The 19,764-nt window shown below is 68.6% G+C and carries 16 protein-coding genes and 3 pseudogenes; 12 read left to right on the top strand and 7 right to left on the bottom strand.

The features are described from left to right. Window positions 1-241: 241 nt before the first annotated feature. Window positions 242-2,488 (top strand): MMPL family transporter, encoded by a 2,247-nt coding sequence (locus OG408_RS01555; RefSeq protein ID WP_326667644.1) that lies wholly within the window; start codon window positions 242-244, stop codon window positions 2,486-2,488. 136 nt (window positions 2,489-2,624) lie between these two features. Here the strand turns inward: OG408_RS01555 and OG408_RS01550 are convergent, their stop codons facing one another. Then, window positions 2,625-3,152: a hypothetical protein gene (locus OG408_RS01550; RefSeq protein ID WP_326667642.1), complete on the bottom strand. Its 528-nt coding sequence runs from the start codon at window positions 3,150-3,152 to the stop codon at window positions 2,625-2,627. Between the two features lie 241 nt (window positions 3,153-3,393). On the opposite strand from OG408_RS01550, the gene OG408_RS01545 reads away from it, so the two are divergent. The 7 genes and pseudogenes from OG408_RS01545 to OG408_RS01515 all read left to right on the top strand — a co-directional run. Next, window positions 3,394-3,825, top strand: a complete 432-nt coding sequence (locus tag OG408_RS01545) for an SRPBCC family protein (RefSeq protein WP_285563870.1) — start codon at window positions 3,394-3,396, stop codon at window positions 3,823-3,825. Between the two features lie 122 nt (window positions 3,826-3,947). Continuing rightward, window positions 3,948-4,301 (top strand): effector-associated constant component EACC1, encoded by a 354-nt coding sequence (locus tag OG408_RS01540; protein WP_285563869.1) that lies wholly within the window; start codon window positions 3,948-3,950, stop codon window positions 4,299-4,301. Further along, the gene (locus OG408_RS01535) at window positions 4,298-6,805 is read left to right on the top strand and encodes a caspase family protein (protein ID WP_326667638.1); all 2,508 of its coding nucleotides are present in this window, start codon (window positions 4,298-4,300) and stop codon (window positions 6,803-6,805) included. The genes OG408_RS01540 and OG408_RS01535 overlap by 4 nt, the downstream gene beginning before the upstream one ends. A 133-nt stretch (window positions 6,806-6,938) precedes the next feature. After that, entirely contained in the window at window positions 6,939-7,604 is a 666-nt protein-coding gene (locus OG408_RS01530) for a ScbR family autoregulator-binding transcription factor (RefSeq protein WP_326667636.1), read from the top strand. Between the two features lie 138 nt (window positions 7,605-7,742). Next, window positions 7,743-8,591, top strand: a complete 849-nt coding sequence (locus OG408_RS01525) for an AfsR/SARP family transcriptional regulator (RefSeq protein ID WP_326667634.1) — start codon at window positions 7,743-7,745, stop codon at window positions 8,589-8,591. 123 nt (window positions 8,592-8,714) lie between these two features. After that, window positions 8,715-8,888 (top strand): annotated as a pseudogene (locus OG408_RS01520) (helix-turn-helix domain-containing protein); the annotation flags it as partial. A gap of 128 nt (window positions 8,889-9,016) precedes the next feature. Then, window positions 9,017-9,704 (top strand): annotated as a pseudogene (locus OG408_RS01515) (IS5 family transposase); the annotation flags it as partial. A 131-nt stretch (window positions 9,705-9,835) separates the two neighbouring features. Here OG408_RS01515 and OG408_RS01510 read toward each other — a convergent pair. After that, entirely contained in the window at window positions 9,836-10,636 is an 801-nt protein-coding gene (locus OG408_RS01510; protein WP_326667632.1) for a GOLPH3/VPS74 family protein, read from the bottom strand. A 450-nt stretch (window positions 10,637-11,086) separates the two neighbouring features. After that, a complete protein-coding gene (locus tag OG408_RS01505; RefSeq protein WP_326667630.1) occupies window positions 11,087-11,575 on the bottom strand; it encodes a hypothetical protein in 489 nt (162 codons plus the stop codon). Window positions 11,576-11,903: 328 nt separating this feature from the next. On the opposite strand from OG408_RS01505, the gene OG408_RS01500 reads away from it, so the two are divergent. Beyond that, window positions 11,904-13,220: an alpha/beta hydrolase gene (locus tag OG408_RS01500; RefSeq protein WP_326667629.1), complete on the top strand. Its 1,317-nt coding sequence runs from the start codon at window positions 11,904-11,906 to the stop codon at window positions 13,218-13,220. 218 nt (window positions 13,221-13,438) lie between these two features. Continuing rightward, window positions 13,439-14,344: pseudogene (locus OG408_RS01495) on the top strand (IS5 family transposase). A 39-nt stretch (window positions 14,345-14,383) separates the two neighbouring features. On the opposite strand, the gene OG408_RS01490 reads toward OG408_RS01495, so the two are convergent. The 3 genes from OG408_RS01490 to OG408_RS01480 form a co-directional block, all read right to left on the bottom strand. Continuing rightward, on the bottom strand, window positions 14,384-14,773 hold the full coding sequence (locus OG408_RS01490; RefSeq protein ID WP_285563860.1) for a hypothetical protein: 390 nt from the start codon (window positions 14,771-14,773) through the stop codon (window positions 14,384-14,386). Window positions 14,774-14,944: 171 nt separating this feature from the next. Further along, entirely contained in the window at window positions 14,945-15,586 is a 642-nt protein-coding gene (locus tag OG408_RS01485; RefSeq protein WP_326667628.1) for a gamma carbonic anhydrase family protein, read from the bottom strand. Between the two features lie 322 nt (window positions 15,587-15,908). Then, on the bottom strand, window positions 15,909-16,319 hold the full coding sequence (locus OG408_RS01480) for a winged helix-turn-helix transcriptional regulator (protein ID WP_285563858.1): 411 nt from the start codon (window positions 16,317-16,319) through the stop codon (window positions 15,909-15,911). 104 nt (window positions 16,320-16,423) lie between these two features. Between OG408_RS01480 and OG408_RS01475 the strand changes: the two genes are divergently transcribed. Further along, a complete protein-coding gene (locus OG408_RS01475) occupies window positions 16,424-17,281 on the top strand; it encodes an alpha/beta fold hydrolase (protein ID WP_326667625.1) in 858 nt (285 codons plus the stop codon). Between the two features lie 481 nt (window positions 17,282-17,762). Here the strand turns inward: OG408_RS01475 and OG408_RS01470 are convergent, their stop codons facing one another. Further along, a complete protein-coding gene (locus OG408_RS01470; RefSeq protein ID WP_326667623.1) occupies window positions 17,763-18,215 on the bottom strand; it encodes a TIGR03618 family F420-dependent PPOX class oxidoreductase in 453 nt (150 codons plus the stop codon). Window positions 18,216-18,479: 264 nt separating this feature from the next. On the opposite strand from OG408_RS01470, the gene OG408_RS01465 reads away from it, so the two are divergent. Next, entirely contained in the window at window positions 18,480-19,742 is a 1,263-nt protein-coding gene (locus OG408_RS01465) for a DUF6357 family protein (RefSeq protein WP_326667621.1), read from the top strand. Window positions 19,743-19,764 lie beyond the last annotated feature (22 nt).

The raw sequence follows: 19,764 nt of genomic DNA, 5'->3' as shown, positions 1-19,764 counted from the left end.
GGGGCGACCGTGAAACCGCCGCCGCTGTGGACCATCCGGTGAGTGCGAGATGCCAGGAAAATCTAACACTGCCAAATTTCTTGGTGCCCCACTAACGTCACTCACGGCGACGAAGAGGGCAACACCGCTGCCGCTCCTGCCGAGTTGGAGAGGGGCTGCGGATCATCACCGCACCTTCCCCCAGGCCGGCCCGGCCGTCTCGCGTCGCATTTCACCGTATGGACACCGAAGGAGAACGGGCGTGTTTGAACGCATAGCCGAACTGGCGATACGCAGGTCACGGCTGGTACTCGTCGTCGCCGTAGTGGCCTTGGCCCTCATGGGCGCCCTGGGAGCCGGCGCGTTCGGCAAGTTGCTGGGCGGCGGATACGACGACCCGGCCTCCCCGTCCACCCGGGCGGCGAAGGTCATCGACGAGAAGTTCGGCGGGGAGACGAACCTCGTGCTGCTGGTCCGTGCGTCCGACGGCCGCGTCGACGCCCCGGCCGCCGAACAGCGCGGCCGGAGCCTGGTGGCCGACCTCAAGAAGGAACAGCATCTGGAGAACGTGGTCTCGTACTGGGACACGACCGCCCCCGAACTCCGCTCCGAGGACGGCCGGGAAGCGATGGTCCTCGCCCATGTGAAGGGCGACGACGAAACCGAGCGGGGCGAGAACGCCGACAGCGTCATCGACGCCTACAGCGGTCAGTACGAGGACTCACTCACCGTCCGGTTCGGCGGCGGCGCGGCCGTCACCAGTGAGATGGGTACGCAGTCGGGGAAGGATCTCGTCCTCGCCGAGTCCATCGCCGTACCACTGACCCTCGTTCTGCTCCTCCTCGTCTTCGGCAGCCTGGTCGCGGCGCTGCTGCCGCTGGCGATCGGAGTCATCGCCATCGCGGGCACGTTCGCGGAGCTGTATCTCCTGGGCAGCGTCACCGACGTCTCCGTCTTCGCGGTCAACCTGACCACGGCCCTGGGCCTCGGCCTCGGCATCGACTACGCCCTCCTCATGGTCAACCGCTTCCGGGAGCAACTCGCCACCGGGGCGGGCGTGGAGGACGCCGTCCGGCGGACGGTGAGCACGGCGGGCCGCACGGTCGCGTTCTCCGCGGCGACCGTGGCGGCCGCACTCGCGGCGCTCCTGGTGTTCCCGCAGTACTTCCTGCGCTCGTTCGGCTACGCGGGGGTCGGCGTCGTCGTCATCGCGGCCGTCAGCACCCTGTTCGTCATGCCGGCGCTGTTCGTCGTGCTGGGGCACCGGGTCAACAGCGGGCGGATGCCATGGGCGAAGGCGAAGCGCCCCGCCACCCGGGCACCCCTGTGGGGACGGCTGGCCGGCACCGTCATGCGGCGTCCCGCGCTCACCGCGCTTCCCGTGCTCGCGGTCCTGCTGGTGGCGGCGAGCCCGCTCCTCGGCATCACCTTCGGTACCCCCGACGAACGCGTGCTGCCCGACAACGCCCAGAGCCGCCAGGTGTCGGCGGAACTCCGGGAGAAGTTCGACGGCAGCGACGACGCCGCCCTCCACGTCGTGATCGGCAACTCCGTGGGCAAGGCTTCGCTGGAGTCGTACGCGATGGCCCTGTCCGGGCTCACGGGCGTCGTCCGGGTCGAGACCAGCACGGGAACCTACGCCGACGGGCAGTCCGCACCGAACGGCAGAGGCAACAGCGCCCTGGGCCGTGCCGACGCGCAACGGATCAACGTGGTGAGCTCGCCGGCACCGAAATCGGCGGCGGCCGAGAGCCTGGTCGGACAGGTCCGAGCAGTCGCCGCGCCGGCCGGCACACACCCCCTGGTCGGCGGAGTCGATGCCCAGCTCGTCGACTCCAAGTCCTCCATCGGCAGCCGGCTCCCGCTCGCGGTCGGCATGGTCGCGGTCACCACCTTCCTCCTGCTGTTCCTGTTCACCGGCAGCGTCGTGCAGCCCCTCCGCGCCCTGCTCCTGAACCTGATCAGCCTGGGCGCGACCCTCGGCGTGATGACCTGGATCTTCCAGGACGGCAACCTCTCCTCCGTGCTGGGCTTCACCGCGCAGCCCATGGAGGTGTCCATGACCGTGCTGATGTTCTGCATCGCCTTCGGACTCTCGATGGACTACGAGGTGTTCGTCACCAGCCGCATCAAGGAACTCCACGATCAGGGAGAGGACAACGAGTCCGCCGTCACCAACGGCCTGGGCCACACCGGACGCATCGTCACCGCGGCCGCCTGCCTGCTCGCCGTCAGCTTCTTCGCGTTCGGTACGGCGGAGCTCAGCTTCATGCAGATGTTCGGCCTGGGCAGCGGGCTGGCCATTCTCATCGACGCGGTCGCCGTACGCGGCATCCTCGTGCCCGCCGCGATGCGGGTGCTCGGCCGCTCGGCCTGGTACGCACCCGGTTTCCTGCGGAAGCTCCACGGACGGATCGGCCTCAGCGAAGGGGGCCCCGCCACTGGACACACCACCGCTCCGGGACCGGTGACCGGTCCGCCGCCCGTGAAGAGCCCGACGAAGGTCTGACCGCACCACCGCGACCGTGCCCGCTCCCCGAGTCCTCGGGGAGCGGGCACGGTCGCGGTGGTGCGGGGGAGTGCAAGGGGCCGGCGGCGGGGTCCGGACCAGTGGCCACGGACGGTTGGCAGACCGCCCGGCCACGTCAGGTGTGACCCTGCAGCTCTGCCCACATGTGGTGATAGAGACCCAGGGAGCGGCGGCGCATCCAGAAACACCAGTAGCAGAAGCCGATCAAGGCCACGGCGAAGATCAGCGGAAAGGTCAGTGAACCGCCGACCACCCCGAGCACGACCAGACCGACCGCGATCAGGCCCAGGAAACCGAGGGAGTAGGGCAGCCAGCGACCCGCGCGCTCCATCGTGCCCAACTGCTCGGCCACCAGGCGTCTCATGGCCGCCCGCTCCTCGGGCTCCTCCGGCACCTCACGGTGCCGGATCTTGCGGTGCAGCTCGGTCACGCCCTGTGCGTCCGTACCGGCGGCGCGGGCGGCCCTACGACGCTGGAAGGCTAGTGTCCCCATGACGACAGCCCCGTAGAACACACCCTGGACGACCCACGAGACCGGGTTGTCGCCCCGATGGAACAGGGCCGCTATACCCACGCCGAGCACCAGGACGAACACTGATTGTGCGAGCAGACTGCGGTCGAACCAATGCTTCAACGCGTGCATGGGGCGAACCTCCTCGGAATGGACAGGTATCACCGTCCTGCCTCGGATACCCCGTCACCCCCGATGCACCGCTCACCCGGACGCCCGGACCCCCTGTGTGTGGCCTCGGCCGGCGGGGGTAGGCGCAGCGTCGTCCGGAGTACATCGACGCATCGACGTACAGCCGGAACGGAACGGCACGTGGCCGGTACGGAATGGCGCGCAACGGCCCAGAGGCCGGCGAAACCCCTAAGGAGCTTCCATGACGTCCTCACTCGTCGAGACGGTCGACATCAAGGCACCGGTGTCCGTCGCATGGGCCCTGTGGAGCGACGTGTCACGGTGGCCGGTGTTCCTGAGCCACGTACAGCGCGTCGATCGGCTGGACGAGCGCCGGTTCGCCTGGCAGCTCTCCCTCCCGGGAGCGGACAAGAGTTTCGTCGCCGAGCTCAGCGAGGTCGTGGAGGGGGAGCGGATCGCGTGGAAGACGACGGCGGGGGTCCACCACGCCGGTGTCGTCACGTTCCACCGGCTGGACGACGAGTCGAGCCGGGTGACTCTGCAGATCGAGTACGACCCGCAGGGCTTCGTCGAACACGTGGGAGCCCTCACCAACCTCGACTCGGTCCTGGCCAACTACGACCTCGGAGAGTTCCAGAAGCTGGCCGAGCGAACGGCCGACGGTTCACTCTGAGCGCTGCCCTCGCTGAGCCGGCAGCGTCCACCTGGCGCCGTATGAATCCCGATCCACTCACCACAGGACGGGAGTTGGTGCACACTGTGCACCAACTACGGAGCAAACGGGGGAATGTGCCGATGAACGTGGAACTGCGGCTGCTCGGCGAGGGAGTCACCGACTCCGATGTGGCGTCCATCCGGCAGCAGTTGACGGCGCAGCGTGATCTGCGCGGCCATGTGAGCACCGTGAGCGCGGAGCCGGACGAGGGCGCGATGGGTTCCGGCACCGAACTGCTGCTCGTCGGCCTGGGCAGCGGCGGCGCGCTCACCGCCCTCGTCACCACGCTCCCCGCCCTGCTGCAGGCGCGCCGCTCCGCCGCCACCGTCGAGGTGACGCTCGCCGACGGGCGCAGCGCCACGATCACCGCCGATTCGGCGAAGGACGCCAGGCTCCTCCTGGAGGAGGCCCTGCGCGACCGCTCCCGGCCATGAGCGTGAGACTGCCGGACCCGCGGGGGTCCCGCGCGGTCCTGATCGGCACTTCTTCGTACGACAGCGTGGACCTCAAACCCCTGCTCGCCGTGCGCAACAACCTGGAGGTCCTGCAGGAGCTGCTCACGTCCGACAGCGGCGGGGGATTCCTGCCCGGGCGGTGCACGGTCGTGCAGGACTCCTCGGCTCCGCAGGAGGTCTGCCGCAAGGTCCGGGAGGCGGCGCAGGACGCTCCGGACACCCTGCTCGTGTACTTCTCCGGCCACGGCATCCTCAACTACGACTACAGCGAGCTGTATCTCGCACTGACAGGGGCCGACCAGAACGATCTGCGGTGGACGGCCGTGCCTTTCCAGGCGCTGCGGGAGATCTTCGAGACCTCGTCCTGCCGCAACAAGATACTGATCCTGGACTGCTGCCGGAGCGGCTGGATCCTCGATGCCATGATGGGCGACTCCACCGAGGCGTCGGAGCAGTCCGCGATCCGTGGGACCTACCTCCTGACGTCCTCCTCGGCCGATCTGCTCTCGTACGCACCGCCCGGGGACCGCTACACCGCCTTCAGCGGTGAACTGATCCAACTCATGCGCGACGGTGTGCCGGGCGGGCCCGAACTGCTGTCCCTGAGCGCCCTGTACGGCCCGCTGTGCGAAGCCCTGAAGCGGCGCTCCATGCCGCTTCCCCAGCAACAGGGCTCCGACGGGCATGCCGAACTCGCCATCGTGAGCAACCGTGCGGTCACCCTGGCCGAGGACGTGTCCGGCGTGTCGAGCCGCCCCGCGGAGCGGGAACGGGCTGCTCGGGGAACCGAGACCCGCTTCGGCGCCTCTGTCCGGCACAGCCGGGTGATGCAGTGGGGCATCGCCGTGCCGGCCGTACTGGGGCTCGGCTGGCTGATCTCCGCCTTCGGAATCCGAGACGACCAGCAACTCGACCTGAAGACCCCCGAAGGCATCGTCACCAGCGCATGCCTGACCGCTCTCGTGCTGATCCTCGCCGTGCTGTGGCGCCGCTACCCGAGCGACTACTACCTCATCATCCGGCCCGACGGGATCGAAGTCCGCTACGGAAAGAACGACAGCTTCTCCTACCCGTGGCACCGGGTGAGCCGGGTGTGGGTGCGGACACGGCCGGGCGGCCGCATCCGCGGGCCCCGCTACGAGCTGCTCCTCCGGCCGAAACCCGGTGCGTACATCAGCACGTCGCGTCGCGGCTCCCCGGGGCCCCGTCGCGACGCGACGACCGGCGCCCTTCACTTCGCGGCCCTCCGGCACCTGGACGGGCCCCCGGCCGCGGTGGAGGCCGCCCTCGCGGAGATGGCCGGGTCGGCATGGACGCCGAGCGCAGGGCCTCTCGGCTCGGTCCGCAATACGGAGCCGATCGTGGAACTCACGGCGGACAGAAAGGTGATGACGGCCTGTGCGGTCCTGTTCGGACTGCTCGCCTACGCCTTCTTTCCCGAGCGGGTTCTCACGGAGCCGGAGACCCTGTGGCTGAAGGTGATGCCGCTGCTGTTCTGCGCCCTGTCCTGCGGCGTCTGCTGGTTCAGCGTCTCACGCCTGGTCAGCCCGGTGCGGCTGGTGGTGAGCGCGGCAGGCCTCCGCCTGACCAGGGCCGCACTGGAGATCTCGTACGCCTGGTCGGAAATCGAGGAGATCGCGCTCGTCGGCTGGCCCAGGGGGATGACCAGCATGGGCCTGCTGGCGGTCCGGCCATCGGCCGGCACGCACACACCGGTCGACCGGACCGGTCGGCTCCTGCCACGGCTCACCGCCGGCCGCGTCACTCTGTGCGTGCTGCCGGAGATTGCCGACAATCATCGCGAGGTCAAGGAGGCACTGGAACGCTTCGCCGGTGACACGCCGGTGGTGTCCGACGCCGGGGACTGGCTGTACTCCAGCCCGGCCAAGGCCGCGAGGTCCGCGCGCAGGGGCGCGATTCCCCACGAAGGAAGCTCCTTCGCGGGATACCGCTCCGTGGGTGTGGCGGTGCTGCTCACCGTGCTGCTCATGGCTCCCGGCTTCTCCGCCTCGCAGTTCATGACGAACGGGAGCGCGCCGCCTTGGCTGGACGCGCTCTACGCGATGGTCCTCGGACCGCTTCCGCTGATCGGGCTGCCTGCCTACTTCCTGCTGGGCCGGCACCGGGTCACCTTCCACGTCGGTGTGCCGGGCCTGACACTCGTCTTCCGGACTCCGGTCGGTACCCGCTCCCTGCGGGTTCCCTGGGGAGACATCGAGAGCATCGGCATCGTGTGCAGTCCCAAACCGGTGAGGCACTCGCTGGTGGTGTGGTTCCGGCCGGGCGCCGTCAGACCGCGCTCGCTCTGGTGGCCGTGCCAGACGGACCAGGGCGGCCTGCGCATCCTGTCGCTCGAAGGCAGCAGGCTCGACGTCTCACCTGATCAACTCGACCTGGCAGTAGCGCGTTACGCGGGACAGCGGCATTCGCCGATGATGCATCTGGCCCGGCAGGACTGGGGCAGCCAGGCGTGGCGCCGCTGAACGGAGCAGGGTGCGGTGGCCCGGCGGGACGGACCACGGCGGCGGTCGGACGGGGTGAGGCGAGCTGTGTCCGGTGGCGGAGAATGAGTAAGATACGTCCTGTTCGGTTTTGTTTGCTACCGGAGGAGGGGCCATGGCACAGCAAGAGCGTGCGATACGGACCCGTCGCGCTGTTATCGAGGCGGCAGCCATGGTCTTCGCCGAACGGGGTTACACCGCGGCCACCATGGCCGAGATCCTCCAGCGGGCCGGAGTGACCAAGGGCGCCCTCTACTTCCACTTCGACTCCAAGGAAGCGCTGGCGCGCGGAGTCATAGAAGAGCAGGTCGACCCCGAGCGGTGGGTGCCGCGTGATCTGAGACTGCAGGAGTGGGTCGACGTCGGGATGACGCTGGCCCACCGCATCCCGGGCGATGTCATCCTGCTCGCCGGCATCCGCCTGTCGGCCGACACGCAGGGCCGTGCTCGGTTCGGCAGCGCGTGGCCGGCCTGGACCGGCCTGATCACCACGTTCCTCACGGAGGCGAAGGAGCGGGGCGAAGTGCTGCCGCACGTCGATCCGGCGGAGACCGCGGAGTGCTTTCTCGGTGCATGGGTCGGCACCCAGCTCGTCTCCGAGGCGGAGTCCGGCTACGGAGATCTCGAACGGCGCATCTCGGTGCTGTACAGCCACGTGCTACCTGCCATCGCCACACCTGCGGCGCTGGTCAGGCTGGACACCGCACCGGACCGTGGCGCCCGCGTCCTGGCCGAGGTTCGGAACGCGACCGACACGCAGCACGTTTCCGCCGAGGCGTAACAGGCATTCCGGCGCAACGGCGAAGGACCGCGGACACCAGCGGCCTCATTGACAAACCGCCCGTGCTGTTTTTTACTGTCAGCCTTGTGCGCCAAGCCAGGAAGTCAGGGAAGCCAGGAAGCCGGGGAGGCGAGCTGCGTGGACATCGACGTTCTGGGTGCGCTGGACGTACGTGAGAACGGGGTCTCCGTCACCCCTACCGCGCCCAAGCCCCGTCAGCTTCTCGCACTCCTGGCCCTGCAGGCGGACCAGGTGGTGCATGTGCCGGTCCTCATCGAGGAGTTGTGGGCGGGCACACCGCCGCGCAGCGCCCGTACGAACCTGCAGACCTACGTGCTTCAGGTCCGCGACCACATCGCCGTGGCGCTGTCGAAGGACCCCGCCGACCGTCCTGCCCGTACCTCCAAGGACGTCCTGGTCACCGCGCCCGGTGGCTACATGCTCGTCAGCGGTGCAGAAGGGGTCAGCGACGTCCGCGAGTTCGACCGGCTCGCAGGCATGGGATACCGAGCCATGGACGCGGGCGACTACCCCGGGGCCGCAGAGACCCTGCGGCAGGCGCTGGCACTGTGGACCGGAACACCCTTCTCCGGAGTGCAGACGGGCGGGCAGCTGGGAATGGAGGTCAGACGGCTCGAGGAGAGCCGCCTCCGCGCCCTCGATCAGCGCATCGACGCGGATCTGAGGCTGGGGCGGCACCGCGAGCTGCTGGCCGAGTTGACGGTACTGGTGAGCCGCTACCGCACGCATGAGAACCTGCATGCCCAGTTCATGATCGCGCTGCACCGTTCCGGCCGCCGGGGCGAGGCGGTCGGACACTACCGCCGACTGCGGAACACGCTCGTCCAGGAACTGGGGATCGAACCGTCCGTCCGGCTCGGCCGACTGCAGAAGGCCCTGCTGGCGACCCCCGCCGGCGACGGACGCAGCCCCCAGGACGGCTCCGTGCTCCCGCTGCGCGGCGCGGGTGCGGTGCCGATCAGCTAGTGTGATGCGCCAGAAATCCTGAGGGTTAGTAAGTAGCCTGATGTCATGTCGCATTCGGGACCTTCTGCTGTGGCGATCACGTTGTCCGAGGGCGAGCGTGCCGAGTTGTAGCGCCGGACAGAGGTGCCGCATCGGCGCTCGGCTGAGAAGGCCCGCATCATCCTGGCGTGCGCTGAGGGCATGTCAAACGCTGGTGTCGCACGGCTCGTGGGTGTCCAGGCCAAGACGGTCGGCAAGTGGCGTCGGGCTTTCGCGGCGGAGCGGATGGCCGGGCTTGAGGACGCCGGGTGGATTGGCCGGCCGAAGGCCGACCTGATCCTCGACGAGACTGAGCGCCGACAGCTGCAGCAGTGGGCGCGGCGGGCCAAGACCGCTCAGTTCCTCGCGTTGCGTGCCAGGATCGTGCTGCGCTGCGCGGCGGGCGGCGGTACGGCCCGTGGGGCACGCTGCACACCCGAATTCGCCGGTGGGCCCTGGACGGCACTCTCGACCGGATGCTCCGGTCCGCCCAGGCGAAGGCGAAGGCGAAGGCGGACGCGGCCGGGGGCATCGACTGGCTTGTGTCGGTCGACTCCACGGCCGTCCGGGCTCACCAGCACGCCGCCGGGGCACGAAAAGGGGGCAGTCCCGCACTCGGACGCTCGCGGGGCGGACTGATCAGCAAGATCGACCTGGCCTGCGATGCCCTGGGACGTCCGCTTGCTTTCACTGTCACTGGTGGGAACACCAACGACTGCACCCAGCTCACTGCCGTGATGGACGCGATACGGATGCCCCGCCTCGGACCGGGACGGCCACGGAATCGGCCCGATCACGTCCTGGGCGACAAGGGCTACAGCTCCAAAGCCATCCGGGTCTGGCTCAGACAGCGCGGTGTCGGGCACACAATCCCGGAACGGGCCGACCAGATCCGAAACCGGCTCCGCCGAGGATGCCGCGACGGGCGCCCGCCAACCTTCGATAAAGCAGCTCTACAAACAGCGCAACGTCGTCGAACGCTGCTTCAACCGCTTGAAACATTGGCGCGGCATTGCCACGCGTTACGACAAGAACGCCGAGTCCTACCAGGCAGCAGTCGCTCTCGCATCGCTCCTGATGTGGGCTCGACGCTAAGCTACGGATAGTAGAGGCGCCCCTGACACCATGTCATGTGATGGATGGCGAGGGATGCCCGCACGGCTCGCGTCCCGAGTTCCGCCGGGTCCGGGCAAGGTCAAGAACCGTGCGACTCCCGGCTGTCGGAGTCACCAGCCGGCGTGCCCGTCGCCGTGGTGGCCGGTGCCGCCTGCGCCGCCCTCGGACCAACCGCCGGAGTCCAATCCGTGGCCAAGACCGTGGCCGCCGGTAGTGAAGTCGGCGTAGAGGTCACTGAGCTCGCCGAGGAGTTGGCGGGTGAGGACGTCGGCGCCGGTGGTCAGTGCCGCAGCGAGCTCCACGTCGGCGGCCGGGACCGCTCCGGCGGCTGCGGGGGTGAGACGGTGCGTTGCGGCGAGGGCGGCCATACGGCGGCGGTCGGTGATGCCGCGCAGTCCAGGGTAGGCGGCAGGGGCGAGGCCCGCGGCCTGGGCAAGCACGGCGAGGGTGAGGTTGCGGTCAGCGGTGTACCTTGCCGAGCCAGAGCGGACCACGCTGTCGAGGCTGGTCAGTAGCGCCTGGCGGCGCGGCATGTCCACGGAAAGAATGTCGTTGCGAGTACGGCCGCTGGAATCGCGCCACCGACGGACACGGACCGCCTTCTGGTCCTCCAGTTGGGAGAGGTACTCGATGGTCAGGGAGCGCGGTGTCCGGCGCAGCCAGTCCTTGAGGCCGGGCGGGGGAGTAGCTGCGCCGAGACCTTGCAGGACATTGTTCAGGCGACGGTCTTCGACAGGCCGGGTGTCCAACACGTCGATCCGTCGGCGCCCGACGGCGATCCGTCCGGCCAGGAACAGATCTGCCAACTCCGAGGCCCGCAGGGCGTACCGAAGCCGATTGTCGCTTCGTATGCGTATGCGCTGCCTGCCCGGGACTATCGCGAGCAGGAGTAGTTCATCCCCCGTAGTCATGCCTGCCAGGGTAGGCATGGCGGTCCGCGGAAGGGAGCGCTCCGCAGGATGCTCAGCGTGCTGCTTGTGCCGGAGTGTCTGCCCCCGGGAGTCCGAGCCCGGACGCACAGGCATTTCTGTCAGGACCTGGGCGGGCCTTTACGGCCTGGGGACATGGCGGAACTACTCCTGGCGTAATTGCCGTCTGCCACTCGGCGTTCTGGCGCTGGAAGCGTTGCCGAAACGCCCTGGCAGCTCCACTGCGAGACTATTCCAGTGCCCCGCGGTCACACGCACCAGACGCAGCGTAGCCGCCCTCCGGGCGACGACGGCAGTTTGACGACAGGGCCTAGCGGCGGGTCGAGGACGCGCCAGTCCCCGGGTCCCCATCGCGACGGCGGGCGGTTGCGGTCGGTAAGTGCGGCAAGTTTGGGTAGTCCGGCAAGGAGGCCGCCGTCGCGTGACGGACACTCAGCGCGGGCCGTGTCCGCCGACGATGCCGGCGATGGCCATCTTGAGGTACGTGTCGCCGCGGCGGCGGGACAGCAGCGCGAACGAGCCCGCGAGCGCTATCAGTTCGAGCTCGTCCCAGTGGCCGCTGACGGATATCCGCACGGACTTGCCTGCGGACCGGGCCAGGGAGAAGTCGATCAGGTCGGAGCCCCGGACGAGAGTCGCGTGGTACCGGCCACGGCGCGGCGGGGACGTACGCCACTCGACCGGCGCCCCGCTGCCCGGGACGAACGCCCCTTGGCCGTCCAGACACAGGATCGCGTCCTCGCCGGCCGTGACACGGGTCCGTAGCCGTCCGGTGGCCGCGATCGGCAGAGCGTGACCATCCGCAGTGACCGTGCCCGTGCGCATGCCGCGGTTGAACCTCAGCGTGCCGGAGGGGGATTCGAGTCCGTCGATGACGAACGTGCCGCCCGTCTTGCGCAGGGTCAGAGCTGTCTTTGCCATGGTCAGTCCTTTCGCGCGGTACGGGCGAATCCGGGAACGAGTACGGCTGCCACGGAGTGCGCCACCAGCCAGACGATGACAGCCGCCACGGTCGCGGCCAAGCAACAGCTGATCCGTCCTCGGGCGTGCTGCCTGTTGGGGGAGGTGACGGCTGTATCCGACATGTGCCTTCACCCTTACACCGATGCGCGCGTCCCGGCCCGATCCCGAAGCCTGGAGAGAGCTCACGGTACGGGCGACCGGGCACTCCGGCGGAGGAGCTGGACCGTTTCTGTAGCGGTTCTCCAGGCGACGTCTCGGTCGGAATCGAAGGCTCCGAGGCGCATCCTTGCGTGTATCTCAGCCCGCCGAGCTGCCGACTCGGCTCATCGGCCAAGCTGCGGTCGGGCAAGCGGTGCGACTGCGCTCATGCGAGTTCGGTAGTCGAAGAAAGGCCAAGCAACACAGCGGAGTTGACGCGGGTACGGTGATCGCCATGCCAATGGGATATCTAGCGACAACCGTGCTCATCGCCTGGTGCACCTTTTTCGCCGTTGTCGCGCCGCGCCGGCCCCAACTGCTGGCGAGCATGAGCTTCTGGTTCGGCCTGATCATCAACGAGGTGCCGTTCGTGGGCATCTACTTCCTGGTGGGTTCCACGGCCCTGGCCGCAGGTCAGGGCGACCTCGATTCGACGGGCGCCAAGGTGCTGGTCGCGGTGTCCGTCGCGGCCACGCTCGGGCTGGCGGTATCCGCCTCGCGGGGTGTGCGCTCGGATCAGGCCGTCGGGCAGGCCCTTGAAGACGGTCTCGGGACCGGCTGGCGGGACCGGGTGCAGACGCCAATGCGCCGCAACCGGCCGTGGGCCCGCATCCTTCTGCTGCCGGGCTTCATGCGCCGGCGTGACGTGCAGCGGATCCGGAACATCAGCTACGGTGACGCCGGCCGCCGGAACCTCCTCGACATCTACCGCCACCGGGACGCGCCGCGGAACGCGCCGGTCCTGATTTACTTCCACGGCGGCCACTACACCAGCGGAGGCAAGAGCCGCGAGGCCCGTCCCCTGCTGTCCCACCTCGCCGCGCAGGGATGGCTGTGCATCAGCGCCAACTACCGACTGCGTCCGGAGACCACTTTCCCCGGACACCAGATCGATGCCAAGAAGGTCATCGCCTGGGTGCGCGAGCACGGCTCCGAGTACGGCGCCGATCCGTCGAGGCTGTTCGTGGCGGGCAGCTCGGCCGGTTCCAACATGGCAGGCCTGTGCGCGCTCACACCGAACGACCCGGTGTTCCAGCCCGGATTCGAGTCGGCCGACACCTCCGTCACCGCGGCCGTCTGCCTGTACGGCTTCTACGGCCACTACTTCGGCACCCCGCCGGACGAGCCGCCGCCCGCGCCGCAGCCACAGGGATACATCCACCCCGGTGCACCACCGTTCTTCATCGCCCATGGCACCAAGGACGCGCTGGGTACCGTCGAGGGCGCGAGGAACTTCGCCGCTCAGCTCCGTCGCGCCTCGAACAGCACTGTGGTCTACGCCGAACTGCCCGGCGCACAGCACGCTTTCGACATCTTCCACTCCCCGCGCTTCGAGGCGGTCGTGGACGGTATCGATGCCTTTGCCGCCTGGGTTCTGGCCACTCCGCGTCAGACGGCAGCCTGAGGCGCGGCCTTGGCCCTGCCATCGGTACATGTTGCCGGATGCGCGCCGGAGTGGAACTCGGATGCGGGTCACCTCACCTCAAGGGGCCGGGGCTGCTGGCGCGAAGCCAGGAGCTGTCCGCCGTGTTCATCTGGTCAGCAATGCGACCCACAAGAAGCGGCCTAGGTCCTGTGCGATGGGTCGGGTGACGCTGTGGCTTGGAGCTCGTTCCATAGGGCATGGGGCGGGGAGATCTTTCGGATGAGGAATGGGCTCGGCTGCAGCCGCCCTTGCCGACGCATCGCGGGCGTGGTGGACGCTGGCAATGCCACCGCCGCGTGATCAACGGGATCTTGTTCAGGCAGCGGACCGGCCTTCCCTGGAGAGACCTGCCGTCTCGCTTCGGCAAGTGGAAGACGGTGCACGACCGCCATCGCAGGTGGTCGGCGGACGGCACGTGGGAGAGAATCCTGCGGGCCGTCCAGACCGACGCTGATGCCGAAGGCCGGATCGACTGGAGCATGGTCAGCGTCGACTCCACGACCTGCCGCGCTCATCAGTATGCAGCCGGAGCCACCACTCGTGCCCCGCCGGAGCCACCACCCGTGCCCCGAAGGTTCCGGGCCAGCGAGGCCAACCAGCGCGTCACAGATCCGATGAGGCCCTGGGCCGCTCACGAGGCGGGCTGCTGCAAGCAAGATTCATCTCGCTGGGGAGGGTGGGCTCCACCCACTCGGGTTCGTCATCACGCCCGGCCAGTGGGGAGACGCACCGCAGATGATTCCTGTGCTTGAAGAGATCCGTGTGCCACGACAAGCTGGCGGACGACCACGAACCAGACCCGATCACGTTGGGGGCGACAAGGCGTACTCGTCACCCGAAACCGGCGTCACCTGCGCAGACGCCAAATCAAACACACCATCCCCGAGCCGAGAGTCCAGCGAGCCAACCGCCAGCGCCGCGGCAGCCAAGGTGGCCGGCCCACGGGGTTCGACAAGACGATCTACCGACGTCGCAAAGAAGTCGAGCGGACCATCAACCGGCTCAAGAATTTTCGAGCCGTGGCCACACGCTACGACAAGAGGGCGTATGTCCTTCACGGCACGGTCGCCGTGGCCGCGATCAGGCTATGGCTCCGCAGTTGACCAGCCCGCCCGCCTTCCGATTCGCGCGTCCCTCAGCCATCACAACAGCGCGCCCACCGCCATCAGCACCAACATGACGACGGCCACCGCCGTGAGACAAAGCAGAACCATCCGCGTGCGCTGCACGTTCTCCGGCATGCGGTCGCTGAAGTCGGCCCGCTTCGGCTTGTTCGGGTCGTAGACCACCCCCGTCAGCACCGGCGGCTCCGTGGACATCCCGCGGCGCCACAGAGTGTGGTGCCCTCCGTCCGCCACGAGATACCCGTACTGCACATCGATCCTGCCGTCCCTGGGGATTGTCCTGCTCACCTCGGAAGCCATGACCTGCACCCCGCGCTTGCGCAGCGGAACCTGCAACAGGAAGGGAAAGCCCAGGAAAAAGAGGGCCAGGACGGCGACCACGAAAAGGAAGAACGAAGCAGCGATCATCAGAATCCCCCCAGCGCACTGCACTCGTGCGCGACATCATCGGGACGGGGGCGCATCAGAACGCCCTCAGCCCAGTTCGAACAGAACCTATCGCGAGTTGAATTCCGGCTACAACGATCGACCGAACCGAACCGACGACCGTGCGCCCCACCACGACGCCTCGAGCAGGCCCTAGCCGGGATTCAGAACCTCATCGTCCGCGTGCGTTCCGAACTCGGCGACCCGCACCTCCGCGATGTGCTCGTACCGGCTGATCCGGTCGGTCCACTCCGCGTCGACGCCGAACGCCACCTGCGCGAACCCCACCCGCCGGACGGCCTCGGCCAGGCCCGGATCGCCAGGGGCCAGCAGCCGCACCGGTGCGTCAAGGGCCACGGTGTGCGGCGGCACGAAGTACTCGTCCGGCAGAACGGTGCGCGCATGGACGAGCGCGCCGACAGCGACAACCGAGCCGGCCCCCAACCGTGCGCACTGCAGGACCGTCGCCGAGGTCGCCACATAGACGCACCTCTCTACCTCGCAGCCCAGCAGCGTGGCATGCGGCCCCACGAAGACGTGGTCGCCGACAAGCACCGGCTGGTCACCGGCGACCGCAGACCCGCGCAACACCGCGTTCTCACAGATCACCACAGCCTCCCCGATCTCGATCCGAGACCCTTCAGCATCGAGCACCGCGCCGAACATCACCCGCGCCCTTGGCCCCACGCGGACATTGCCGACGAGCGTGGCCGTCGGGGCGACGTAGGCAGTGGGATGGACTTGCGGTTCATGCCCACGGTGCCGGATGCGGATGCCCTGCGCTTCAGCGATCATGGGCGGATTCTCCGCGACCGGCTGGGAGCATGCTGGCGGATTTCCGACTTCGCGTTCGCCGGGGCAATGTGCCATCCGCGACCTGAGGCACTACGGGGCGGACGATGGTTGATACGGGCGCCATTAAATGCCACGCCGATTCACGGCGGCCTCTCAGGTGAGGCGACGGCTCATCAGACCAGTCTTCGCGAGGCGGATCATGGCCTCGGTACGGCGCAGGTCGGCTTCGGGGGTGACAGCCAGGCGTCGGTGCGGCATGAGCGCGGTCACGAACGCATTCCCGAGCACCCGAGCAGCCCGTGAACCGGGCACGGCGTCCTGCCTATGCCTCATCCACGTCGTGGTCAGCGGTCTCGTTGGCGCGGTCGATCTCGGCCATGTGCTCCTCCGCCCAGGCCCGCACCCCGGCGAGCGCGGTCTCCAGGGACAGCCCCAGTGCGGTGAGTTGATAGAAGACCCTTGGCGGCACCGTCGGTTCGACCCGCCGTGACACCAGCCCGTCGCGGGTCAGGCTGCGCAGCGTCACGGACAGCATCTTCTGCGAGACGCCGGGCATGCGGCGTCTCAGCTCCGCGAACCGCACCTCGTCCGGTGCGGCGTCGGCGAGCGTCTTGACGGCCATGGACGTCCACTTCGTGCCGATGCGGTCCAGCAGCTGCCGCGTCGGGCACTTGGGGTCGAACAGGTCTCCCCGTACTCCGCGAACGGCGGACCGGGTTTCCCGGGTGGTCACCTGCGGCTCACCACCTTCCCTGTAAGTGCCGTCTATGAAGTGATGCGGCGGTTACCTATCGTTCTGTGGTCACCAATGGTAACCACTTGAGGAGTCGAGTCCTTGTGCCCGTCAATGCCACATACCAACTGCGCCGCATCGCCACGAACGGTGTCGAGCTCAACGTCGCCGTCGCCGGGGACGGACCGGCGGTTCTCCTGCTGCACGGCTTTCCGCATACCTGGCGACTCTGGAGCGGCATCATGGGCCGGCTGGCCGGACAGTACCGGGTCATCGCCCCGGACCTGCGCGGCTTCGGGGACAGTGAACGCGCCGTCGAGGGCTACGACGCGGGCACCCTCGCCGACGACGCCGAAGGGCTGCTCGGCGCACTCGGCGAGACCTCGGCTGCGGTGGTCGGCATCGACGCAGGCGTCGCTCCGGCTGCTCTGCTCGCGCTGCGCCGGCCCGGCCTCGTACGGCGCCTGGTGGTGATGGAGGGGCTGCTCGGCCGCCTGCCCGGAGCGGAACACGTCGTCGGTAGCGGTGCCCCGTGGTGGTTCGGCTTCCACAGTGTCCCCGGCCTCGCCGAGACGGTCCTGGCCGGCAACGAGGGCCCGTACCTCGACTTCTTCCTCGATTCGGGGACAGGCGGGCGGGGAGTACCCGACGACATCCGCGCGGCCTTCGTGCACGCGTACACCGGGAGCGAGGCCCTGCGCTGCGCGTTCTCCTACTACCGGGCCCTGCCCACGAGCGCGCGTCAGCTCCAGGACGCCGTTGCGACGGCTCGGCTGACGATGCCCACCATGGCCGTCGGTTCTCATCCGGTCGGCCGCGGACTCGAACGTCAACTCAGTCCCATTGCCGATGACCTCGTCGGACACCAGGTGCAGGACTGCGGCCACATCATTCCGCTCGACCGCCCCGACGCATTGTGCGCGCTGCTTGGCCCGTTTCTCTCCGCCGATCTGGCCAAATGACCGAAACGGGGCAAGTGGTCAGGGGGGCGCACGATGGGGCTGCTGGTCTACTGATCCGCTCGGTCGTCAACTGCGGCCATTTCACACTGCACTGACGCTACGTTGCTTGCACGTTCTTGCCGGTGAGCGTGCTTCTGGGGGACGGTAAGCGAACCACTTCAGGTGATGAGTTCCACAGAACCTCTCAGCTCCTCTCGCACGGTGCATCGGCGGCTCGCGGACCCACCGCGTGCATGTCGCGACAGCTCGCGATGGTCGCGGTCGCTGTCGAGAGGAGGTGGCAGATGTGCCGAACCGCAGAGCCGGACGATCCGGGCGCGGACGCGGGGGCGACGAACCCTCCGCAGCCGATTCCGGAACGTCCACGAGGTGGCATCCGCGGGATGCGAACTCGCGGTGGACGGGCTTGCGGTCGGTTCGCCGGGCCGGATGCCGAGCCTTCGGCCATGGTCGAGGGGTACGCGCCGGGGGCAGGGGATGGTCAGGGAGTACGAGGGGGAGTGGGGCCACCCGGCCGGAACCGCTCCACTCCGACGATGTGCCTCACCTTGAGCGGGCGGACGATCACCGCGACCCGCTGCTCCGACGGCATGGTCCATTCGAACCTGTCGACGCCCAGATACTTCCGTGCCAGCCGGTCCATCCGGTCATGCGCCTCCTCGCCCTCGATGAATCGGGCCACTTCCCCACTGATCTGCACCCGGTCGAACGGGTCGACGGCGTCCGCGTGGGAGAGATAGACGCGGGGGTCGCGGCGGAGGTTCTCCTCCTTCACCCGGCCGACCGAGGTGTTGAACGACAGCTCGCCCTCGCCCTCCAGGTCCACCCACATGGGGCTGACCTGCGGTGCTCCATCGGCGAACACGGTCCCGACGTACCAGATGTGGGCGGCCTGAAGTCGCTCGCGGACAACTTGGTCAAGAGTCGCAGTCATCTTCGGAGGCTACCAATCATGATCGGCGGGACGGTCGCGGAGGTCATGGCTGGTGGTGGGGGGACGCGACGGCTGTCTGCCTCGGTTGGTCCGGGCAGGGGGCTCCCGGTGCACGCGCGGCGTGCTCGCCGGTTCCCGCTGAACGGCTGACCCGGCCCCTGGCGAGTCTGCTCGCTCTGCGCGGCACGGGTGTACCCGCCGGTGGCCGGTTAGGTGGGTGCGGGCGGCACTCGGCAGTCCCGGCCCATGGGGGAGACTGAGCCCATGAGAGACATCGTTTTCGCGCGCAACAGCGGCTGGATACCGAACGTGATCCGCGAGGACGGTGAGCTCCAGCTGACTCTCGGTGCCGGTGCCGATGCCAACCATGATCCTCGTACGTTCACGTTCCCGATCGGCGAAGCCCATCTGGTGGTGATCCGGGAGGACCTCGCCAGGCACCTGCTGCTGTGGAGCGCGGTCCTTCCGCTGTGCGACGCCGCCGGAACCCGGGGCCCGCTCGACGAGGCCGCTGCCGTTGCGCTCCTGGACCCGATCCTTCTCTCCCCGCCCGCGGACGTCGACGCGCTCTTCCGGCGCATCCCGTGGGACAGGAGTCGACTCATCGCCCACGGAGCTGACATCGGTCTGCTCGAGCGCGGTCAGGTCTGCGCGGCGATGCGCGCGGCGACGGAGACGTCGAACGGGAAACGAGCGCAGGAGTACCACGCGAACCGCCGTCGGGCCGAGCGCGGAGAAGTGCTCGGCCCCCTCGACGCCGCGGTTCTGAGGTACACGGGCCAGTACCTGCACGGCGCGACGATTCCGAAGCGGAGCCCCGATGCCGTCGCCCCCGCGCTGCTGCCCGAGGTCATGCGAGTGATCGCCACCGCGGAGCAGGCGTGCGCCGGGATGCGGATCGGCCGCGATCCGCGACGGGGGAAGCGGGCCACGGACAAGGGGGACTGGGACCGGATGGCGAAGGCGGTCGACGCCGCCGTGCGCCGGGCACACCCTGAGCTCGTCGACGACGCGGTGCGCACCGTGAGTTTCCTGATGTGCTCGGAGGCCACGGACCGCTCCAGGAGCACGCCGATGGAGGATGACGAGACGATCGTCGGCGACCGCACCGACTTCGGCGAGCGTACGAGGAAGACGGCCCTGTTGTTCACCGACGACAAGGGTGTCGAGAAGAGGTGGCTCCAGGGCGGTTCCCGCACCGCCACCGCGTTGTTCTGGGAGTTCGTCGGCGATCGCTCCGCCGCGGACAACGAGGTGTTCACCATCGAGGACGAGGAGATGGGCGAAGGGCTCCAGCTCCACTTCTACGCCGATTCCATCGCCCGGGTCACGACGGTGCGCGAGGGTGTGGGCGGGGCGGATCCGGAGTACCGGGTGGAGTACAGCCTGGTCGACGGGATCCGCGGGTACCGGAGCCTGCTGAGCGTTTTCGTCCGCGGCGGCTGCGTCGCACTCGACCAGCACGGCTCCTGGTTGTCGGATGCCGATCAGCTGGAGCGTGCGCGCCGGCGGCGCGACGCCCAGTAGCCCCGGGGGAGCCGGCGCACGC

The organism is Streptomyces sp. NBC_01257, assembly GCF_035917255.1.
Lineage (GTDB): Bacteria > Actinomycetota > Actinomycetes > Streptomycetales > Streptomycetaceae > Streptomyces.
The sequence above is the reverse complement of the archived record's forward strand: the minus strand, read 5'-3'. Positions and strand labels throughout refer to the sequence as shown.